Origin of the sequence: Paenibacillus sp. NPDC058367 (genome assembly GCF_042723305.1) — a bacterium.
Lineage (GTDB): Bacteria > Bacillota > Bacilli > Paenibacillales > Paenibacillaceae > Paenibacillus_AQ.
Genome location: NZ_JBHXIZ010000001.1, coordinates 1290231 through 1311058, shown reverse-complemented (window position 1 = coordinate 1311058; position 20828 = coordinate 1290231). Strand labels below are relative to the sequence as shown.

General features: G+C 43.6%; 20 protein-coding genes. All 20 read left to right on the top strand.

The genetic code is table 11. The annotated features are described in order from the left end of the window. The first annotated feature begins 5 nt into the window (after window positions 1-5). The 20 genes from ACFWMP_RS05860 (at window position 6) to ACFWMP_RS05765 (ending at window position 20650) form a co-directional block, all read left to right on the top strand. The gene (locus tag ACFWMP_RS05860) at window positions 6-713 is read left to right on the top strand and encodes a hypothetical protein (RefSeq protein ID WP_379422488.1); all 708 of its coding nucleotides are present in this window, start codon (window positions 6-8) and stop codon (window positions 711-713) included. Window positions 714-733: 20 nt separating this feature from the next. Continuing rightward, window positions 734-985, top strand: coding sequence for a hypothetical protein (locus ACFWMP_RS05855; protein ID WP_076286996.1), 252 nt, complete (start codon window positions 734-736; stop codon window positions 983-985). A 27-nt stretch (window positions 986-1012) separates the two neighbouring features. Then, complete coding sequence (locus ACFWMP_RS05850) at window positions 1013-2470, top strand: hypothetical protein (protein WP_379422486.1); 1458 nt, start codon at window positions 1013-1015, stop codon at window positions 2468-2470. Window positions 2471-2491: 21 nt separating this feature from the next. Then, entirely contained in the window at window positions 2492-2839 is a 348-nt protein-coding gene (locus ACFWMP_RS05845) for a hypothetical protein (protein ID WP_379422484.1), read from the top strand. Between the two features lie 21 nt (window positions 2840-2860). Next, on the top strand, window positions 2861-3910 hold the full coding sequence (locus ACFWMP_RS05840; RefSeq protein WP_379422482.1) for an SAF domain-containing protein: 1050 nt from the start codon (window positions 2861-2863) through the stop codon (window positions 3908-3910). Window positions 3911-3915: 5 nt separating this feature from the next. After that, a complete protein-coding gene (locus ACFWMP_RS05835) occupies window positions 3916-4485 on the top strand; it encodes a hypothetical protein (protein ID WP_094878481.1) in 570 nt (189 codons plus the stop codon). 6 nt (window positions 4486-4491) lie between these two features. Further along, entirely contained in the window at window positions 4492-5325 is an 834-nt protein-coding gene (locus ACFWMP_RS05830) for a hypothetical protein (protein WP_379422479.1), read from the top strand. Continuing rightward, window positions 5318-7165 carry an ATPase, T2SS/T4P/T4SS family gene (locus ACFWMP_RS05825; protein ID WP_081383100.1) on the top strand — a complete coding sequence of 616 codons (1848 nt, stop codon included), beginning with the start codon at window positions 5318-5320 and terminating at the stop codon, window positions 7163-7165. The genes ACFWMP_RS05830 and ACFWMP_RS05825 overlap by 8 nt, the downstream gene beginning before the upstream one ends. After that, complete coding sequence (locus ACFWMP_RS05820) at window positions 7162-9243, top strand: hypothetical protein (RefSeq protein WP_379422477.1); 2082 nt, start codon at window positions 7162-7164, stop codon at window positions 9241-9243. The genes ACFWMP_RS05825 and ACFWMP_RS05820 overlap by 4 nt, the downstream gene beginning before the upstream one ends. Before the next feature lie 13 nt (window positions 9244-9256). Further along, window positions 9257-9763 carry a hypothetical protein gene (locus tag ACFWMP_RS05815; RefSeq protein WP_379422475.1) on the top strand — a complete coding sequence of 169 codons (507 nt, stop codon included), beginning with the start codon at window positions 9257-9259 and terminating at the stop codon, window positions 9761-9763. A 47-nt stretch (window positions 9764-9810) separates the two neighbouring features. Continuing rightward, a complete protein-coding gene (locus ACFWMP_RS05810) occupies window positions 9811-10332 on the top strand; it encodes a hypothetical protein (protein WP_379422473.1) in 522 nt (173 codons plus the stop codon). A 27-nt stretch (window positions 10333-10359) separates the two neighbouring features. Then, window positions 10360-10902 (top strand): hypothetical protein, encoded by a 543-nt coding sequence (locus ACFWMP_RS05805; protein ID WP_379422471.1) that lies wholly within the window; start codon window positions 10360-10362, stop codon window positions 10900-10902. Then, window positions 10899-11261 carry a hypothetical protein gene (locus ACFWMP_RS05800; RefSeq protein WP_379422469.1) on the top strand — a complete coding sequence of 121 codons (363 nt, stop codon included), beginning with the start codon at window positions 10899-10901 and terminating at the stop codon, window positions 11259-11261. The genes ACFWMP_RS05805 and ACFWMP_RS05800 overlap by 4 nt, the downstream gene beginning before the upstream one ends. A 14-nt stretch (window positions 11262-11275) precedes the next feature. Beyond that, on the top strand, window positions 11276-11827 hold the full coding sequence (locus ACFWMP_RS05795; protein WP_339246493.1) for a hypothetical protein: 552 nt from the start codon (window positions 11276-11278) through the stop codon (window positions 11825-11827). Then, window positions 11814-12794 (top strand): hypothetical protein, encoded by a 981-nt coding sequence (locus ACFWMP_RS05790; protein WP_379422467.1) that lies wholly within the window; start codon window positions 11814-11816, stop codon window positions 12792-12794. The genes ACFWMP_RS05795 and ACFWMP_RS05790 overlap by 14 nt, the downstream gene beginning before the upstream one ends. Window positions 12795-12838: 44 nt before the next feature. Further along, the gene (locus ACFWMP_RS05785) at window positions 12839-14050 is read left to right on the top strand and encodes an S-layer homology domain-containing protein (protein ID WP_379422465.1); all 1212 of its coding nucleotides are present in this window, start codon (window positions 12839-12841) and stop codon (window positions 14048-14050) included. 93 nt (window positions 14051-14143) lie between these two features. Next, window positions 14144-17443: a DUF5704 domain-containing protein gene (locus ACFWMP_RS05780; protein WP_379422463.1), complete on the top strand. Its 3300-nt coding sequence runs from the start codon at window positions 14144-14146 to the stop codon at window positions 17441-17443. Between the two features lie 131 nt (window positions 17444-17574). Beyond that, entirely contained in the window at window positions 17575-17871 is a 297-nt protein-coding gene (locus ACFWMP_RS05775) for a WXG100 family type VII secretion target (RefSeq protein ID WP_094874805.1), read from the top strand. 109 nt (window positions 17872-17980) lie between these two features. Then, window positions 17981-20158, top strand: coding sequence for an HNH endonuclease signature motif containing protein (locus ACFWMP_RS05770; protein WP_379422461.1), 2178 nt, complete (start codon window positions 17981-17983; stop codon window positions 20156-20158). A gap of 18 nt (window positions 20159-20176) precedes the next feature. After that, window positions 20177-20650, top strand: a complete 474-nt coding sequence (locus ACFWMP_RS05765; protein ID WP_379422459.1) for an SMI1/KNR4 family protein — start codon at window positions 20177-20179, stop codon at window positions 20648-20650. Window positions 20651-20828 lie beyond the last annotated feature (178 nt).

The window sequence follows — 20828 nt, the reverse complement described above, 5'->3', positions numbered from 1 at the left end:
AAGCGATGAAGCCGGCTCGTGAAATGTTTGAATTGCATCCTTTAGAAATTATCTATTTGACTGCTTTGATAGGAGGAACTAGTTTTCCAGGTCTGGAAATCGATCTCAAAGACGAGTCGGAGCGTAATTTACGCTCCCTAATGGATGCTCAGGTGAGGTCGCTGGAAGTGAAGGGATATTTAGAGGTTGATTTTGCGGGGCTCGCCAAAGTGAATGAAGTGCTTCATAGAGGTATCGCTGTTGCATCCAGCTGCAAATCTTATTTTTGCCAGCTTATGCATACGAATCAACAGACTTGCAAGGTCTTCTATTTTGTTCAGGATGAAGTTTGGTTTGAACTTGAGCATCAGCCGGAAAGTAACACTTATAAGCTTCAGGAGATTTATGCATTACATGAGCTGATGTATCAGGTCATTGAGAGAATCCCTTTAGTGTGGGAATTGAGCGATAAAGATAAATTACAAAAAGCGATAAATAAAGAAGTGGATTTTGAAACGTGGGTGGGGAAGTCTCTACTAGCAGGTGCATTCATAACTTCCTTGGCAGAAATCCAATGTATTACCGAGGAGGCACAGGTGATTCGCGAACTGAACCTGTTGATTCATGAAGATCAAATGTGGCTGCTGAGCGGGGGGGAAGAAGACGCCAGTCAAACCACGCAATCCTTGTCTACAGTAGTAAATGAATTATGTAATTGGCTGCAAGAAGCTTAACAAATCTGGGGGATCAGACTATGTCAACTGCACTGACTACTTTTGTATTTAAAGGTGAAAGAGAGAAGTATTTGGATTTGGAAGTCTCTCTTTCTATTTCTACAGGGCAATGTATCGAGCTACTTAAGCAAGCCAACTGGCTTCCGGATAACTGGGAATTTAAATGTGAAGCCAGCCGTACGGGCGAAGAATGGATTGAGTTGGGGCCGCATGCTGTTCTCGCAGAGATTATACAAGGGGACGGAGCCATAGTTCGTATTTTGCCCTATTGAGCTGGGAGATCGTAAAGGAGGATTCCTATGAAAAGCGTACACTTAGTCTGCTCACCTGAACTTATAATGCTGCTATCCAGGTCGCTGGAGCATGAGGGTTATGTAATTTCCGGTAAACATTCTACATTACATAGTTTTATAAGTGGTTTCAGTAGCAAGGAAGTCGATCCTTCATCTATTGTAATTATGGAGGGCGGCGCGGGTCTGGGCACACCGGTCAAGGCTGCGGATATAATCAGTTTCATGACGCTGATCCGTAAATATCTTAAACATACGCGGCTGATTGTCCAGTTAGACCCGGCGCTGCAAACGGATATTGAATTTATACGGACCCTGGTAAATATGAACATACATGATCTTCAGTTTACTACGGAATTCCAGGGCGATGATCTTCTGAACTGGATCAAAGAGAAAAAAACTACAAGGGATTATTATCATATCCTGGGTAAAAAGAAAGGCCTTTTTTCTTCGTTTAAAGGCTCATCATCAAAAGCAGCTTCTGACGCGGCAGTGGAAGAGGCACCGTCTGCTCCTCCGAGACCGGTGGAGTCGCTTACCCGTCCACAGCCAGTGGCTGGTTCCAGAACTGTAGCAGATGCCGCCAACAGGAGACCATCCGTTGCTCCTCGCTCTTCAGCAGGATCAACTCCGCCTAGACCGGGGCCTTCGGCCAGAAAGGAGACCCCGTCGTTAGCCGAAGCGGAAACGCTGGAGAGTCTGGAACAATCTATTCCGGTAGAAGAGAAATCTACGCCAGCAGTGAGTGCGAGAATTCTGGGCAGCAATGTACCACTTGTTATCGGAGTTTGTGGTGTCGGAGGGGAAGAAGATGTAGGTGCGGCGGCATTTCTGCTGGCTGCGGGTCTGGCAGAACTGGGCTGGAAGCCTCTGGTATGCGGAGATGACAGACCCGAAATCAGTTCGCTTGAACAGATTGTTTTTAAGGGTGAGAAAGAAGATTCGGTTTCAACCATGTTCGAATATGAAGGAGTCACTTTCTATCGCAGAGGGTATTCGTGGGATATTTCGGAGCTTTTGGCCAGTGAGTTCACGCATATCATTCTATGGGTGGATATCCATCGGGAGCGGAAGGGCACCAGCGGACTCGAGCTGTGGTGGAACTCGCAAATTCCTATTTTGGTAGGCAACGGGGCTATGTGGAAGTATGAACTGCTGAAAGAGAAGCTGAACACCCTTAACCCTTTTGAGCGCAAGCGGTGCAGGTTACTGCTGGAAAATGGACATCAGGAAGTATTACAAATGTTAAAAAAGGATTTTGCAGAAATTCAAACGACTCTGATGCCTGCACATCAAGATCCTTTGTATCCAGATAAAGCGGCTGTCGAATGGGTAATGAAGCTGCTGACCGTTCAGAAAAAGCTCTTTCGCAAGCAAACGCTGCTCTGGGGAATTGTTGGGACGGTCTTGTTTGTGACCTTGTTATTAATAGGCATAGGATTTTCATTTGTTCCGGAGAGCCGGTAATTATCAATCAGGAGGCTGGGTATGAATTCAGGTACGGTTAGGGGCATTGCTTTTGATTGCCATCGACTTCTCTCCCCTGCCCAGGAGTGCAGCGATAAGATGAGAGCGGCAATCACAGGAGTGTCTGGTTATTGGGTAGATTTGGGTGGGGAAGAGTTTAAGCAGCATTGTGAGGAATGGATTAAAAAAATGAACGAATTTAAAGCTGCCGTAGCCCAAATTGAATCAAATATGATGAAATATGCAGATAAATTGCAGGTGGAGGAAGAGAGAGCGGAGGCAGCCAGACTTAAGGAAGCTGAGAGACAAGCCTCCGAACGGGCAGCAGCGGCAGCCGCGGCCGCAAAATCGAAAGGGAAAATCAAATAGGGATGGAAATGAGGTCTTGAAGTGGCAATACGTAAGCGGAAAAAAATACTGAGATATACGATCCTATCAGGTTGTCTTGTTGCCGTTGCCACATCCGGGGTATGGTTTGCAACTTATCGCCATTATAACGCTAAGCTGATCGACGAGCGGGCAGTTTACGAAGAACAGCTGAATGATAAAGATGAAGTCTTGCAGCGCTATATGGATCAATCCCAGACAGCCTATGTTCTGATATCTCCAAAGCTAGCTGGAGAGGTGATTACCGCTGAGGATGTAATGGAAGAGAAGCTACCCAAATTCTCCTCACCGGATAATCTGATCAGTGAGTCTAAAGCGATTGTAGGCAAGTACTTGAAGATTGATGCATTGTCAGGCACAGCGGTAACTACTGAAATGGTACGTGATGAAGCGAGATTGGAGCCATCAGAACGAAAAGAAGAGACTGAATATATTAAACTGCCGCTTCGGTTAACGAAAAAAGATGTCGTAGATATTCGGATAGTTTTCCCAAATGGCGAGGATTACATAGTCGTAGGAAAGAAGTCGCTGAAGGACGTAGATTTAGCGAATCAATATACATTTTTTAATGACAATGAAGAAGAAGCACAGCTCCTGCAAGCTGCCCTGGTGGATGCATACATAAATAACGCAGAGCTGTATATGAAACAGTACGTAGAACCGGAGCTTCAGCCTGAACCTGTAGTCAATTATGTCCCTAATCTGGATGTACTTGGAGTAATTAAGGATAATCCTTTCATAATAGATCAGGCCAAGTGGAGTCTTGCTGCCAATCTTCGTAAGGAACTGGAGAAACGGCTCGAAGTTATGGAGGATGAAGATAGAATTCGTGTGGGAGCACAGGCACCAAGCGGCAGTGGTGTGATCCAGAGAAAGGCTGTGCAGGGAGCGGCGGCAGCAGAGGAAGCTGCGAAAGTTGATGACAGCCAATCCGTGAACGGAGTGATAGATCGGACCAATCAAGCGCCGATCGATTCAAGTGCAGACCAGAGTTCAGCGGGTGTGACGAATAAAGAAGCAACCACAGATGACAGTCTGCTGGAAGGAGAGTGACCGATTTGCACATTGTTGTCGCAGGGGATTGCGAGAAGCACGATTTCATACTGGCAGCGGCTATTCTGTTGAAAAGTTATTTCAACAACGATGTCATGATTATTTCGGATAACAGCAGGAATTATCAGTATTTTGAAGGCGAAGTGTCTGGTATAAAGATTGCTGATTCAAGCGTAGCTGACAAACCGGATATCGTTCTGTATGACTGGCATCATGGGTATCCTGAGGGTCTTGAGGAGGAGATTATTGTCTTCGCAACCACCTATGAACGTCAGGCTATGGAGAACGTAGATATGTTGCTGGATCAGAAACGAATGCCTACTGTACTGCTTATCATAGAAGAAGAATGCGGACTTGGACTGAAGTATGTGGATAAATATTATCCAGTGATTACTTCAAAAATCAGTTACATCAGTAGTCCGGAGCGAAGAATTGATTGGGTCCATGATGGAAGGGTGGATCTTAAGGTAGATAAGGATTTTGCCGAAGCTGTAAATGACTTTTTGATTGAAATTTGCGATGTTCCAAAGCAAGACATCAAGAAGCTGTGGCAGTATGCAAGGAAACGGGGGTAGGTAATTGTGCTTGTAGCTTTCTGGGGACCTGCTCAAGGGCAGGGGAGAACAACTTCGAATATGGCAGCTGTTGCGGCTACCATAGCGCTAGATCATCATATCCGCGTGTTAATGACACATACGCATTTGGAGCAAGGGGTGCTTGAGCATTTGTTCTCACAGACAAGAACAACGCTTCAGTCTGCACAGACCACCGGCGGAATGGATGCGATTGAGAGATTAGTGCAGTGTGGAATGCTGACACCTGAAGGAATTAGAGATCATGCGGAGTCCATTCTTAAGGATCGGTTGGAACTGCTTAGGGGATCTATGAGTACTGAGAAACATGAGACAAAGCTCTTGCTTCCGCATATCTACAAGGATTATCGCAGGTTTTATGATTTGTTATTTGTGGACCTTTCCTCTGAAGATGATCCGGATGTTGTGTCTCTGGTTATGGAGCAGGCAGATTTGATTGTGGTAAACCTAAATCAGAATCAGGTAAGTCTGGATACCTATTTTTTGAACAAGAACAAAGCTCCTGTTCCGAGCCATAAGCCAGTCCTCTATTGTATTGGGGCTTATGAGCGAAGCTCCAGGTTCAATAAAGAGAGAATTATTAAGCTGTATGAATTGAAGAAAAAAGCAGTAGGTGTTATCCCACATCATATTGGTTATATGGATGCTCAAAATGAACGGCGTTTTGTTCAGTTTCTATTGAAGGCAAGAGAGGCTAAATCCCGTTTTCTGGAGTTTAGTGAGGACGGAAGCTTCACTGAGGCGGTACGACATATGGGACAGCTTATTCTCCGGATGCTGGAGATTTCTCCAGTATCGGAATTGGATGCTGCGAATGATTAATCTGATTCTGATCTTTGTAGTCCTGATAGCTATTGGAGTGTTCCTCTACTTATGGCTGGGCAGACGTAAGGATGCTGCTCCACCTTCCGTCCAACTGAAATATGATATGAATGAAATCGTGCTGTTTCTTAGAAGGGCTTTTGAGGAGATTATAGCTGCGTCTCTTTATGAAGGAAGCCCAAGTGAGGAAGAATACAACCGTCGGAAGGCGCGGCGAAGGGAATTGCAGAAAGCGCTCCGAAGTTGCATGCACGGCGATCTATCCGCTAAAAAATACGTGAAGCTTTATATGAAGGATCTATTGGTTCAGACCTACGGTCTGGATGAAGGAAATGTAGATAAGATTATCAGCTTCGGCCATACGAATCGATTGACTTCACAGGATTGCTTCGATATCTTGCTTTATGTTTTCAAAAAAGATCATGGTCAGAATGCATTTAATGTAATAGTAAGCAAATATAGCCTGGATACACTGCAAAAGCTGCCTGATGGATCTAAGGGGTATAAGATCACCGAAGAGCAGATTCGCCATATCTATCAGTCCGAGCAGCCGAGATTGTCCATCCAGGACAAGATTGAAATTATTGTCCAGAGAGCTTATCAAATTTATAAGGGGCTCGGCGTTATTGATGAGCTTCGAGATCAGAACATCGACGGAGTCAATGGAGGAACAAGTGGCATGCCTCCTGATGTCGTTCAGACTACAGATTTTCTGGAATATACGAAGCAGCAGCATTTCATACCACAATCCTATGATGCGGTGTGGACGTTCTATCGCGGAAAGTCGCTTCACCTGGAATTCTTAAGTTTTGGTTCTGAGAAGGAGCTTAAGCGGGTTTGCCAAAATATCTATGGGTTTGGTAACCCTGGACAATTAAATGAATCCAAGGGTTATATCATCAATGATATGGCTGATGGCAGCCGGGTCGTGGTTGTGCGGCCCAAAATGGCTGAAAGCTGGGCTTTTTTTGTCCGAAAATTTAATGATTCCCTCGTGGAATTGGATCAGCAGATTCAAGATCAAGGGGCACAGCTTGCGATTGATATGCTTGTTTTTCTCATCCTGGGCCATCAGGTCACTGCCATCACAGGCAGACAGGGCTCGGGGAAAACTACGCTGCTTAAGGCACTGATCAAATATATTGATGCGAAGAATATCCGGATTCAGGAGACTTCCTTCGAGATCTGGGCGAGAAAAATGTATCCGGGTAAAAATATTTTATCCTTTAGAGAAACCCCCTCCGTTAGTGGGCAGGATGGACTGGATGTGCAGAAAAAAACGGATGGCGCTGTGAATATCGTCGGTGAGGCGGCTACTCATAGTGTGGTCAGTTATGTGATTCAGGCAGCCCAGGTAGCTTCTGAATATACATTGTTTACACACCACGGCAAAACACTTCCCAATTTGGTCAGTGCTTTGCGCAACAGTCTTATCGCATCGGGAGCCTTCAGTAATGAGAAAATTGCTGAGGTTCAGGTTGTTGAGGCACTTGGCTTCAACGTCCACCTGGTACTGCGTGCTGGGAAAAGATATATCGAACGGATTACAGAGATTATCCCGGCTGATCCCCAGTTTGAATATCCTCAGAACTACAAGGATCCTGAGAATATTACGGACAAGCTGGATGCTTTTATGGATACCGTGACCGAATATTTTGGCCGGATGACAGATCGACGTTCCTATGATTATAAGGATGTAATTATGTGGGAAGCCGGAGAATACGTGGCCAAACATCCGATCAGCAGCCGCAAAATCGATGAAATGCGCAAAAATATGGATGAAGAGGATGCACTAGAATTCACTGCATTTCTTGAGAAGTATTGGGGGCAATCCGCATGAATCTGCAAAACCTATTGTTGATTATTTTGGGAACCTCGGGAGTGCTACTGGTTATCCTGCTTGTGCTGCTTAATATAGTGCAGCGTAAATTGAAGGGAACACAATATCAAGAGCAAAGGCGACTAAAGGCTCTGCTGCCAACGAGAACAAAGGAAAAAAGATGGTTGGAGCAGGCCCATAAAACTTATCCGGTACTTGATGAACTGCCATTAGTTAAGAAACTTCTTCACCGGATGCGCTCGCGTCTGACCTTGGTTCATGCAGGCAATGAAATCATGATCAGAAGTCGCGCGGCTGCGCTGACGCTAATGATTGTTGCTTGTATTCTGATCATTTCGTTGAGTTCATTCCTCTGGACTTCATCCTGGGTAAGCCGTGCGACTATTATGCTAGTTTCAGTTTATCTTGGAGGTGTCCTTAGCGATCTCTTCATTGGGCGTTTAGTGAAGCAGATGTTATATGACCAATCGTCCATGATTCTGGATATTCGCCATGAATATCATCAGACACATATGGTGCAAGTCAGCTTGGAGAATTCTGCGGAACGTTCGAAACCAATGGTAGCCGTGCATGCTCGGCAGATTGCTGGAATTCTGGCAGCGGTGGACCCGGAAGATGAACTGCAGAAATATTATGAGATTGCACCTAACCGTTATATGAAGCAACTAGCTGGAGTGAGTTACAAAATAGGTGAATATGGCGATGCGGATATCCATAAAGGGGAGCGTTCGATTTATCTATCGATGCTTGGCAATATTAGAGAAGAGATTCATATGGATATTAATCGGCGTGAGCGAATCGATCGTTTGTTATACGGTATTGTTTTTGTAGCCATTTCGCCGGTATTCATGCTGGATCCAATCCGCAATTGGGCGGAGGGAATGTTTCCTATTGTATCTAATTACTACAATTCGGCCTGGGGGTTATATTCTTTAATCTTACTTTATATCACGTTCATAATATCGTTTATTGCCTTGCGGATTCTCAAGGGTGTGGATGAAGATACTCAATCAATCAAAGATGAGGGTAAGTGGTTAAATCGGATCCTGAAGAAAAAATGGATTTTCAAACTGGTGGATCGGATCACACCGGCAGAACATGAGCCTCTTCATTTCAAGGTGGCCGGCAAATTGAAGGATGCTAACTCTGGGTTGTCGCAACATGCCTTCTTTCTGCAGAAAACACTAGCGGCAGTCGTTATCTTTATGCTGATCGTATCGCTTCAATTCTCGATCCATGCCAATATCAAGCATAACATCCTGTATCCCAATAAGCAGATCATCACAGGCGGCAATCAGACAGAATCTCAGAAGATGCTGAGCGAGGAACGGTACGCTTTTGAGCAGACTTTAATTGGAGAACTGGTAGCGAAGGATATTACACCGGATCAGATGTTGCCTTACATTCAGGAGAAAGCGGAGAATAAGTCTTTCCTTCAGAACAATCTGAACCAGAATGCCTATGCTGCACAGTTAATGAACAGGGTAGAGCAATATCATGAGGAGTATTACAAATGGTATGAGCTTTTGCTGGCTTTTGGGCTGGCGTTGGCAGGGTTTTATCTTCCGGATGCCTACTTAATCATTCGTACTCAGCTGCGAAAGTGGGAAATGCAGAATGAGGTGGACGGATTCAATACGCTTTCCATGATGCTGTCTCAATTTCCGAATATCAGCGTGTACGAAATGATAGAGTGGCTGCATCGTTACAGCTACATTTTTGAGCGGCAGCTGCTGCGCTGCATGCTGGATTATGAGGCTGGAGGCTGGAGCGCCATTGAGAATCTGAAGGAGGACGCGCGGTTCGTTCCCCTTGAACGGCTCGCAGACCGCTTGCAGGTTGCAGCCGATCTGATTCCGGTGAAGAAGGCGTTTGATGATATGGATGCGGAGAGGGCATTCGCGATGGATCAACGCAAGGAGCACTATGAGAAGGTCATCAGCAGGAAAAGTACACTGGGTAAAATGTTCGGGTTCTTGCCGATGCAGGCAACGTTCACCTTATATTTACTGCTTCCCTTCGTCTATATGGCCTTCCAGCAGCTGGGTGACCTGACTGTTGTAACTGGCAAAATGTGAAGGAGATACAGGCATGGAGAATATAGCAAGCTTTTTGAAAACAACGATATCGATTCTGATCACGCTGGCCATTATATCATCCGGTCTATTCTTGTGGGGGAAGACACAGCCAGTTGTCGAATTGGCGAATAGCCAGGCGGCGGCACAGGCCAGGGAGCTTTCGGAGCAACAATATTCCGCATTTGACAATCAGATTGTCAGCGGCTCCCAGATTCTTACGGCTTATCGGAGGTACGAGTCGCAGCAGGGATTTTGCCTATATGTAGAGAGACCTTATGTCAATGGTCAAGGTGAGTCAGATAGACAAATTAGCTTGAATCCAAGCGAAAAAGGTTATTGCCGTGCGTTTGATTATTCCAGTGGGAGTTTCAAAGAGGGACCTGATTCTAGAGGTGTAGATGTAGAAGAACTCTCGGAGGCTTCAGGAAGATATTATATTAGTCCGCAAGCCAGATTTAAGGCTAAGCTGATAAAAGATAAAAATGAGCGGATTGCAGCTATTTATTTCGTAGCGGAGTAGACGCGTCAAATAAAAATCAGCTTCAAATAAGGTGAGGAGGAAACATCATGGAGAATATCTCGACCGGACTTAAATGGGTTATTGGCATTATTGTTACCATTCTGATTATTGCTGCAGGCGTAAGTATTTATCTGGTTATCAACAACTACTTCATCCGCGCACAGGAACAGACTCTGGCCCAGACCCAGATGATTAATCAAGCAGAATTCAACAGCTATGATAACAAGGATGTATCCGGCCAAGATGTGATTAATGCGGTAATGCGGTATAAGGGGCGTCCGCAGTTCGCGATTTTGATTAAAACAGGGGAAAATACAGAAGGATTCTATGCGGAGAATACGTATGGGGCTACCTACGAACAACCTAAAGACACGTCTAATCCGGTAGTTGATTTATCTAGTGATAGTAATCTTAAAGATGGCGTCAGTGTTTCGAAGATGCTCGATCAGACAAATACAGATTCATATAACAGAGATAATTATTTGGTGAATACACTCTCTGTCTTTAAAGCGGTTGTTTATAAGGACAGCAATGAGGAAGTTCGTTTAATTGTTTTTAAACAGAAATAAAAACGATATCGAAAAGGGTGGGTATAGATGGAGAATATTTCTACGGGACTTAAATGGGTTATTGGCATTATTGTCACAATTCTGATTATTGCCGCAGGTGTCAGTATATATCTTGTCATTAATAATTATTTTATTCGTGCCCAGGAGCAGACATTGGCCCAGACTCAGATGATCAATCAAGCGGAGTTCAATTCTTATGATAATAAGGATGTATCTGGCCAGGATGTGATTAATGCGGCAATGAGATATAAGGGGCGTCCGCAATTTTCCATTCTGATAAAGACTGGCGTAAATAAAACAGGTTTTTATGCGAAAAACACATATGAAACTTATTATGCGCCAGCGAAAGAGGCCAGTGGCGAAAACCCGGCTTCAGAGCTTGATCTGGGAAATAAGAACAGTGGTGCTCATAACTATAGTGTATCAGCAATGCTCGACCAGAGTCTAAACAAAGGTAATAGTGATAACTGTAATGTCAATACGCTTTCTATTTTTAGAGCTACCTTACATAAGGACAAAAATGATGAGGTTCGAATTATTGAATTTAATCAGAACCCGGATCATAAATGAAAACTAGCACTCAATTTCTACTAACCCTCTTTGCTTGGATCTTGTTCGCTGTAGGCGGATTTACGTTTCTGCGCCTGGAGATGGAGAATGCTGTTCCAAATAGGCACTATGAGCTGCCGACAGTTGCATCGGCACCTTACAAAGGGACAGGTGATTTGAACAAAATTAGCGGTGAGCAGGTTATCGGTATGATCCCTCCAGCACTGGAGGGGGAATATATTTTATATATCGATGGCATTGCAATTAATGAGGAAACGGACCTTACAGCAGTGGATTTACGTGGAGTGCCTGATGCTGCTTATCAGTTAAGAGTCACGCGAACCGATGAGATGATTACGGAAATCTCCGCCACCCGCTAGAAAGGAGGAGCCGCATGGCAGACGCGCTGAAAGGTGTAATTATAATTATTTTGCTGGCATTTGTGTTCGGAGTCTATCCGGCATTCCGTCAATCCGAAGTTGTAGAAAGGAATACTAAGCTCGCCGCCAATGCGGCTGTGGTGGAATTCGTGGATACCGTTCGTGCTAAAGGGTACGTGGATACTTCCGATTATGAGCTGTTTCTTCATTCGTTGGATGCTTCATATGGTGTTTTCAAAGTGCAAATGGAGTATTACAAAAAGAATTTACAGCCCTTATATACGAATCCTGATGATTATTCTACATTCCAGAACAGCTTTAGTGTCCGATATGACGGATATTTCAGCAAGGATATTTTGGAAATCTTATATCCGCATTCAGGACCTTTACTGGCTGCAGATGATCCAGGTAGAAGGTTTACCATGCATGTAGGCGATCTGTTCAATGTCCGGCTGGAATCTGAAGGGACGACACTTGCCTCACGGATGCGATCGCTCTTGTTTCATAGTGAAATGATTCCGGTCAATTTGAAGTATGGGGGGATGGTACGAAGTGAAGCCCCTTAGTGTTGTGCTTGTTTTTCTAATTCTGGTCATTCCTCTTGTTCTTATGGGCGACACTCGAGAAGATCTTCAGGTCTTCAATCAGGACATGTATAAACGCTATTCGGATGATTTTCAAGCCGCAGTGGATGATGCTGGTGATTATCTGTCACGACTGGAACAGCAGCCTACTACCACAGCAGTGCACTATGGGCGGGAACGCCAGCTGCAACTGGATCAGGATGTGCTAAGTGTTTTTTACAGTAATTTAGCTTTGAAATTTGGGCTGGAGAACAACCAGACTGAAATGAACAATTTAAAAATGCATATACCAGCACTGGTGATGTTTGGGTATAGCGGCTATACGTTGGTTACTCTGGACGACACGGCTAGTGATAGCGGGAAGGATGAACTTAAGCCTGTGAGTTGGCCTGAGCGCCCCTATTACTACAAGCTTCAGAACGGCAATTTGCTTTATTTCACTTTGGATGACAATGCGCGGGTGTATGATACTAGCTCTAATGAATTCTATGAGGGGGAGTATACAACCCTAGCGGCTGAGACCAATCTTAATCCTCTGACCTCTATAGAACTATTTCACGAAATCCGGCAGAGTACGATCACATCACTCGTTGAAAAAGACTTGGCAACAGCCATTAACAGACATTTGGAGCTGGTGAAACGAATGGGCTTGTCGATTCAGTTCACCCTTCCCCGCGGCTTGCAGGAGCAATCCATACAGGATGTAGGGATCATGGCTTTTATTCAAGGTTATCCACTTCCTGGGGGAGAACTGCTGGATGCGTATTCCTTAGGTAGTGGGGCAGTAATGCGACGAAAGGTTCTGGTAGGTACCCGAAATTCAGCTGGGCGACATATTGCTTACGGAGAAAGCTGTGTACCCTCGGGGGTTACTGTTATAGAAAGCCTGTTCGATCCAGAGGAGGCCGCTCGAAAAGGGTATTTTATTGAGGATTGTGCGGTTAGGTAAATCTAGATCTATAAATACATGTTCACAACGAGAGGAAGGTTTATATGAATCTATTAAAACTAAGTAAAAAAGCAGCCCCGGTCTTCTTACTGCTCGCTGTGAGCTTGGCTTCATCCTCAACTTCAGCGGCTAAGGCTGATTCTATTCAGTTCAGTGACGTTACGGCGAATCATTGGGCGAAATCAGGAATTGATACGGCGGTGAAAAAAGGGTATGTAGTGGGATATCCGGGAGGGCTGTTCTTGCCTAATGCCAACGTGACCCGTGCTGAATTTATCAAAATGATCGTGACAGCGACTGGGCAAAGCGTGGAGGAGACCGCAGGCAAATGGTATGTGAGTTACGTTAATGCTGCGGAGCAGGCGAAGTTGTATGTGAGCAGTGATTTTGCTAATTCGGAGCTGGAATGGAACAAAACAATAACCCGTCAAGAGATGGCTCGTATTGCTGCTCGAGCAACTGGATTAGAGACAAAGGAAGATGACAAGTGGATGTATCTGGCTACGAAGTCGGGCTTAATCTCTGGACTTGGTGCAGGTAAGCTAGGAGAAAAGGAAAACACAACAAGAGCGCAATCTTTAGCTACCGTAGAGCGTGTATTAACGATAAAAGGCGGAGGGAAGCTGCCGACAGATAAGTATGCGATTAGCAGTGCAGAATTGGCTTGGCATAAGACTAATATTTTTACAGTAGCGCCGGATATTTTCACAACTAATGATCCGATTAAAGATCTTAATGTAGCTGATACTTGGAAAGAAGATAAGATGAAAATCACTTCTAAAGATGGTCTTTTTAGTGCGGAATTATATGCACTGATTGCAATAGATTTATCTGACAAAAATGATCCTAATTTAAAACTTATCCCTGATTTATCAACGTTGAAGTGGAAAAACACAGCTGATAATACACCAGATGGTATTAAAATAAGTGAAAAATACAGTAATAGTTATTTGTTCTATTCTAAAAGCCATATTAACTTCAATAAGGACTCTAAAAGATACTCTAATTTCGGATTTTTTACAGCTGAAGTGCTGGGTACTTTCAATAATGATAGAGTATCTTTCCAGAACGGAAATCTGAATTCTCAAGCTCTTGTCTTTCAAAAGGTTCCTTTTGATTTACCTATAACCATACTCCCGAAAAGTGGATGGGAACAAACTAGACCAATAACGGTTACGATTGAAGTTCCATCACTATCAAATTTCTATCTCGTACGAAATGAGATCTTAACTATTGCAGGTCCAAAAAGTAAATAAGGGAGGTTAGGGATTTTGAAATTTGCACGATCAAAAATCATAATATTGATAAATATATTATTTTTTATCACAGTTAGTTTTTTGATCTTATTTATGCAGTTTAAGCCTTCTGAAACAAACGCAGCAGGCACGGATGAAGAATTGTTCAAAACAGATGGGATACAATACCAAGCTAATGATGAAAACCTAAAACGTGCCTATCAATCGGTATTTAATAATACTAAGGAATTAAAGACGGTACCGTTTGAGCTTAATGCAGGCACCGGAAAAATTATTACAAAAATTCTTCTGAAAAAAGATAATCAAGTTCTGCAAACCATTAATGTGAACGCTCAGTCTTATAATAATTTTATAAAATTACAAGGAGAACCGGTTGCTGTGAAATCTGTTGGTAATGTGGCTAACGGAAGCTGGTTTGCTTGGAATCGAAGTATTGCAGGAACGACCTGGGTTCCAGGTCTAGGAGGAACTTGGCACTATGACGTTCCACAAGACAGTACTAAAGGAAGTGAAACAATTGGAGGTATACAACGAGATAAATGGCCAGGTAAAAGAATAATTATGGATAACGTACCGTTTCCGAGAAATAAGCCCTTTTACAGTGTAGGGGGAGAGGATTATGGAGATTTTGCCACCACTTTAATAGATAGTGATCCTCAAAGACTACAAGCAGCTAATCCTATGCAGATTGGAAGTAATGTTAAAATTGTCACTGATAAACTAATAGTAGGACCGGGAATATCTGGATATACAGATCCATCTACAGTAATCAAAGATTATAAAGTAAAGGATTTAGAATTTGGACTCGTAACTTATGGGCAAGACTTCGGCCATGAAGGTCTTAGAGTGAATATTGCAGACAATGGTTCTTCAGCAATGATGTATTACTTTGCAAATTATGAATTTGAAATCAAATCTTTTACCTATCGTTATCCAAATGTCTATGAGGTGTACGTTAAAAATGGTACCACTACATCACCTACTCCAACACCCGGACCAACACCTGGAAACCAGTCAGTAGAATGTACAGAACCTGTTCCAGGTCAAGTCATCCCCGGTGAGTATCTGGAACCTGGGGTGGCCGCTGAGATCCGGGCGGATCAACGCGGAAATGAACAATTTGATGTTCTGCAGGGAATTCCAAGCTCAGAGAGTTTGTACGGGCACGCTTCTACTCAAAGTTATCTTTATCAAAATAAATTTGTTGAAATGAAAGGTACTTGTACATATAACATTAAAATTCAAAAAACATATACCCTAAAATGGGATCCTAGAAAACCGGCTCCCACAGGCACAGGGACTGTGCCTGCTCCAACAAGTGAACCGAAGGAAGTCGAATACTCTTACACTATTGAACGCCCTTATTCGTATTGGACTATAGATACACTGGAAGTTTACTCACTTGCTCGGGCGTTATTGGTGAATGATGCTTTTTCTGGAGGACAGATTACTTTAGACCCTAATGGTTATATAGCCCCTGATTTTACAGCAGAAACCACGGGCAAGTATTTTCCTCCTGATGCTCCTGATTCAATTACTGTTCCAACCACTGTTAAAGATGGAGGAACGACCCGGCCGGAACCAGACGATGAAACAGAGACTTTCCGGCCGAAAGCCGAGGAAGCCGCCAAGAAAATCAAAGTGCAAAATGATAGCCTTGCCTTCACTGGGCAGACGATCATGAACGGGAATGAAGCTATAGAAACGGGTCTTCCGCCTACGACTATCCCGAACCCGCAGCCCATAGGTGAAAACGTACTGTACAGTCCGGGCAATATTATTGAGCCTACACATCTGAATGCTCCTAATCTTCCAAGCTCCGGGGAGGTAACCTACACACCAATGGATGGAAATATCAACGGTGGAACAGAGGAGAGGGTGCTTCCGATAAACGGAATTAATACTGTCACCGTGCACACACCGGTCGTCAACTACTCGCTTCTTCCAGACGATAACCGCCCATTCGATCAACGTATGACACCGGATATGACTAGGGCGGTGCTGATCTTGGATCGGCCATTCACCGTACACTTTACAGAGAGCGGCCAGCATCTCAATATCCCTGGGTACGGCAACCGGGATTATGCCAAATACACGAAAAACAAGCGGATTCAATTTCCTTTCGGTGTGTTTCAAAATGGCAATTATTACCCTGAGGATACTTGGATCTACATTCCTGTAGGGACGCCGTCCATGACCTTTAAGATGCCAACCTGGGTTGATGAAGGAAACTATACGGTTCAGACGCAGTCTTGGGCGATTAATGCTCCATCGGATGGTTCAGATCTTTGCGAAGTGAATCGGAACGGAGACTTATGGAATTACTGCGCATCGGAGAGCTTCAATGTGGGTGTGGTCGGTCGGCTGTTCAATTTCCGGATCTGGGACATTGGAGATTTCCGGTTTGAGAAGGTGTTTCGAACGGGTGTCGGGACATTTGAGCATAGCAACGCGATGTATTATACCGGCGGAAATGATGAGAATGGCATACCGACCGCTTTAAGTGGACAGCCACAGTGGCAGCTGCCGATCCGCAAGGGTTCTCACCCTACGGAGCAAAGGACGGTACCACATAACGGCTATTCCTTCCTGTTTGACTTCCGGACCATCGGGAACCTGTGGCAGCCGGGCGAGGGTATCCGGATCGAGCCAAGCTTCTATTTTATTCCGAAAAACGGAGGTACAGCGACACCTGTCGATCTGTACTATGATATTTCCGGTTCGAAGAATAAGATGATCGGCGTCGGCTCCCCAAAGGACAAGCTGAGCTACACCCGGACCTACCGCTTGGCGGATGGCTTGCGGAATATATCGAGTGGTGAATTATCGACGGCAGCTAGCTATGAATACAACTATATAATGACTCAAGCGGAGCGAGATAAGACGCCTTGGTTTAAGTTCTACAAACAGTATCTAAAGCGAAAAACCAAAATCGCTTACGGTTACGACATGGAAGTCCTGCCCTTTGAATCGCGAACTTTAGTCGGCCCGACCGACATCCCGAATGTAGTTAATCCAATCACAGCCGTCCGCAGCGTACAGCATTGGTACGGGGAGTATAACTTGCCGATTGCACCATATATCCTGCAAAAGGGAACAAACATCGTCACTCTGGCGAATCAATATGGAGGTGCATTAGATGGGCATGAGAAGGAGTTCATCACTGGTGGTTATATTCTGGTGAATTTCCAAATCTATACGACTAAAAATGGAGATGCAGACACTCGTATTTTAGGCTACAAGGCACCGATTGCTAACATGTGGGCGATTGAAGGCCAGATGAATGGGAGCACAGATGAAATGGGACAGACGTTCTCTTTTTCCTCTGGGGATATCATTCTGTTTGAATCAGATTTCTCGGTACGTAATGACTATCAGGGGCAGGGTAGATAGGGTTTGCAAAAAAAACTGATAAGAAAACCGGAGCTATAATAATGAACTTAAAAGATCTTATTGATCTGAAAAAAAGTATTTTTTAAGTTCATTTTTATATAAAAAACAATTACTTAAAGGAGAGGTTAAGAATGGCAGACAAAGTTACATTGAGTTACGAGGGATTGGCATCGCAGGCAAATACGGTTTTGAAACAAAAACAAGAGTACGATGCATTAATGAAAAAAATTATGACGACAGCAACGAATCTGAATAGTATTTGGGAGGATGCAGCAGCTAGAGATTTTGCCGAAAAGGTAAAAAGTATGCAGAAAACTTTCGATGCATTTGGCAAAGCGCTTGAGGATATTGGAACTCATATGAATAATGTATCTAAGAGTTATTCAGAACTTTCTAAAAATATTAAGAACTCTCAAAAAGGTTTCTAAGAATCTATCAATATACTTTCAACAACATGAGCCCCACTACATAAGAATGCAATTAGCTATGCAGAGTGCTGCATAGCTAATTTTATTAGAAGCAAGCAGGGGGAATCACATGGCGTCAACGAAGCTTACATTTAACGTAGAGGAAGTCGAGCGCCTGCAGACGAAAATAAGACAGGTAAGCCAGGACACCAATCGGTTGTATCTCCAGTTGAAAGGTCAAGCTAGTAACTGGAGTGGTATCCCATTAGGATCAAACCAGGTGCAGGCGCAGATAATCATCAACGAACTGACGGTAGAAGCGGAAAAACTGGAAGACATCATTCGAGGCGCAATAAAAGGTGTTCAAGGCGCACAGGATGAGAACAAGAGGCAGGCAAATCAACTTTTTCAACAGCTCGGTGTTCTTGGCGGTATGTTCGAAAGGTTTGGGGGCGGAAGTGCAATAGGGAAGTCTTCTATCCCGACGACGGCTCAGAAAGCAGTCACGAATCTGATCACCTCGGTTGCTACTCTGAGGGGTTGGGATGAGTTGAGTAGGGATCCTATGGTGCAGAAGCTCCAGGCAACTGTTAAAAATTCAGGACTGGGAACGATCGACTCCATAGCCGCGCAAAGTAAGCTGAAGGATATCTACCTAACGCGGGATCAGATCGCGAAGGCGCAGACAGCCTATAAGGTATATCAAACATTCGGGAACCAAGCGCAAATGGATGCAATGCATAAGCTGGCGGAAGAGGCACGCAAGAAGCTGGAATCCTTGGGTATAGACGAGGTCCAGTACCAGGCGGGTAAGGATCTAAGCACTTATTTTAAGAAACCAGTGGTTAAGGCATGTGATTATGATCCGTCTATCACTAGTAGAAGCGTACCACTAGTTCAGAATGAAGCGTATCAGTTGCTACTACGGACGGCAATGGAAAAAGGGGAGAAGGGAGCCTGGGCAAAAGGTCAACTGGAAGGCATTCAAACCACCATGGAACAGATGATTGCTACTGGAGTAAGTCTGGGTGTACACGTGATGACAAACCAAGGTGTAAAGGCTTGGGGAGATGTTATAAAATTGACTTCATCAGTCGCCCAACTGGATTCCTATAATCTGTTTAGAAAGAATAAACCGGAGGATCAAGCAAAACCCGAGGATTCTAAAAATGCCTTTTATAAATCGATAGACAGTTTTAAAGAGATTGGAACGGGTTTTGTAGGTACATTAAGAACTCGTGCGGATAAGGCCACAGACTCCCCCTATGACTTTTTCAACTGGTTAACATTAGGGATAACAGGAGATATCCCAGTCGGGATATATGAAGCAGCCAAAGATCGATCAGAGCATATGTTTGATTCAAAGGAGAAGTTTGCGGATTGGTTAACACTGGGAACAGTGGAAATGGCGAAAGGAGCATTTAATCCAGACGAAGCATGGTCAGCGGATCATTGGCTCAACAGTCTGGGAATGGTAACGTTGTTGTATGGTCCGGTAGAAAAATCTTTGCTTCCTACAGGAAGCGGAGGTCTAAAGCCTCCAAAAGGGTTAGATTCTGTAAAAGATTTTGAGGTAAAAAAACCGTTGCCGGCATTCAGCACAAATGAAGGTTTTCAATTCAAGATAAATAATCTAGATGTAGATACCCCGGCACTTCCACAGACTCCGATGCAAATCAATTTTAAGAATGAAATGGATCGGATTTTTAGAGAGAAGATGGAAGGGAAGAGTGAGAGTAATCATTCAATAAAGGACGTGGAAGTGAAGGCGGTTGAAGGAACGGGTAATGGTGTAAGTGGCAGTAAATCGTCTTATTCAAAAAACATTGATGATTTCTTGTCAGGCAATAAAAAGTTTGGTGAAGTATTAGATGATTATGCTACAGTGTATGCAGAGAAAGTTAATTCAAATGTCCCTTGGAAGTGGAGAAATGTACCAGGGGGAGATACACTAACACAAAAGCAAATTAAGTTGATTAGAGAACGAGCGAAGGAACTAGAGAAAATACCAGATGTACCTATGAAGCCTGGTGTAAAACATCCTGATTTTGAGAAAGCTGATTTAATTATAAAGATTGATGAGAATCCTGTTATTTTACAGTTGCCGAAAGACTATTGGAAGAAGTCTGATCCACAACAGTTCCAATGGCTTGATTCACAACTTCCAGGTGGAAAACGCCCACCTGGCACAACATGGCATCATTCTGAAATTGACGGTAGAATGGAATTAGTACCTTTTGGTATACATAATTCCATAAATCATCAGGGTGGGAGAGCTCCAGGTGGTTGGGCGCATGCTAAAAGATAAGAATAGGAAGTGAGAGATGTGAGATTGGATGTTAATACGATTGTCCTTCCATTGCCAACCGATGAATTATTAGATGTAGTTGAGCGAAGCTTGAGAGTTTCATTTCCTGAGACTTATAGGAGTTTTATTAAGGATAATAATGGAGCTGTACCAATCACAAATATGTTTAGTTTTAATCAACATGAATATATAATTGAAAAGTTTCTTTGTATATTGAATGATAGTGAGTCTGACCCTATTAATGGATGGTATGATGTTGAAGTTATTATTACACAAATAGGTGATAGATTAACTGATAATGAAGATTTAGTGGGGATGAATGTAGTTCCTATTGCAGTACTTTTTTCAGGGGATTTTATTTGTTTGGATTTTAGAGAAATAGAAGAACCTACTGTAGTTATTTGGTTTCACGAAGAGTCAGAGGAATTTTCACCTGTAACACAAAATGTCGCCACAAATATATCAGAATTTTTTGAAATGCTAAAAGAGTAATACTATTTTAGTTCATGTTAGCACGTGATTGATGATTAGCCCTATTCAGTGCCGAATGAATCCATTATTCAACCTTAATACGTATAACCCATGTAATGCCGCAACAAGAATCTCTTGATTTCCTTTGTACGTACGAAAATTCTTGAAAAGCGTAACCTAATTAACGCTAGAGCCTTAC